The organism is Streptomyces sp. CC224B (assembly GCF_030010595.1).
GTDB classification, from domain to species: domain Bacteria; phylum Actinomycetota; class Actinomycetes; order Streptomycetales; family Streptomycetaceae; genus Streptomyces; species Streptomyces longispororuber.
Window position 1 is genome coordinate 1 of sequence record NZ_JASCXL010000250.1, and the last position, 948, is coordinate 948.

1 pseudogene is annotated in these 948 nt (G+C 78.9%); it reads right to left on the reverse strand.

Annotated elements, in window-relative coordinates:
• Positions 1-74: 74 nt before the first annotated feature.
• Positions 75-948, reverse strand: a pseudogene (locus tag QK440_RS41200) (DNA polymerase III subunit gamma and tau); the annotation flags it as partial.

The window sequence follows — 948 nt, forward strand, 5'->3', positions numbered from 1 at the left end:
CCGAAAAGCGGGGTCCAGGGGCGGCAGCCCCTGGTTACGGGAAAGGGGCGGGTCTGGGGCGCCCCCCGCGAGGGCTACTCGTTCGGGTACTCCTCGACCACCGTCGCCCCCAGCTCCCGCACGATCAGCTCATGCCCGGACAGGGCCGAGTCGACCAGGTCCGGGTCGTCGTCCTCAGGGATGTCGTCCTCGGGCGCGATTTGCACCGGAGCACGGTGCTGCGGCGCCGGCGCCGGGGCGGCGGCGGGCCGCGGGGCCGGCCGGGCCGGGGCCTGGGGCGCCGGAGGAGCCTGGGGGGCGGGCCGGGCCGGGGCCGGGGCGCTGTGGCCCCCACCGGCGGGACCACCGCCGAAGCCGCCCCCCGCACCACCGCCGAACCCACTCGCCGCGGGCGGCGGCGAGGCCCCCCCGGACGGGTCGATGATCGCCTCGATCTTCCACTGCACACCCAACTGCTCGGTCAGCGCCTGGCGCAGCACGTCCTCGCTGCCGCTGCCGGAGAAGTTGTCCCGGGCGCCGGCGTTGACGAAGCCGAGCTGGAGCGTGGTGCCGTCGAACCCCGCCACCTGGGCGTTCTGGCTGAGCAGGATCCAGGTGAAGCGGCGGCGGTTCTTGACGGCCTCCAGGATGTTCGGCCAGAGGGCGCGCGGGTCGAGCCCACCGGCGGGAGCGGACGCGGAGGGCTGCGGGGCGGGGGCGGCCTGGGCCTGGGGTGCCGGCCGGCTCGCGGCAGGCGTGGGCGTGGACGTGGGCGCGGGGGCACCGCCGCCACCGCCCGGCGCACCCCCGGGAGCGCCGCCCACCGGGGCGGCCGTGGGCCAGCCACCGGGCCGGGACGCGGGCGCGCCGGAGGCGGCACCCGGCGCGGAGGGCGCGCCCACGCCGCTCTGCAGCGCGAGCAGGACCGCCGCCTGCACCAGCCAGCCCGACGCCTCGACGAGCGGCAGC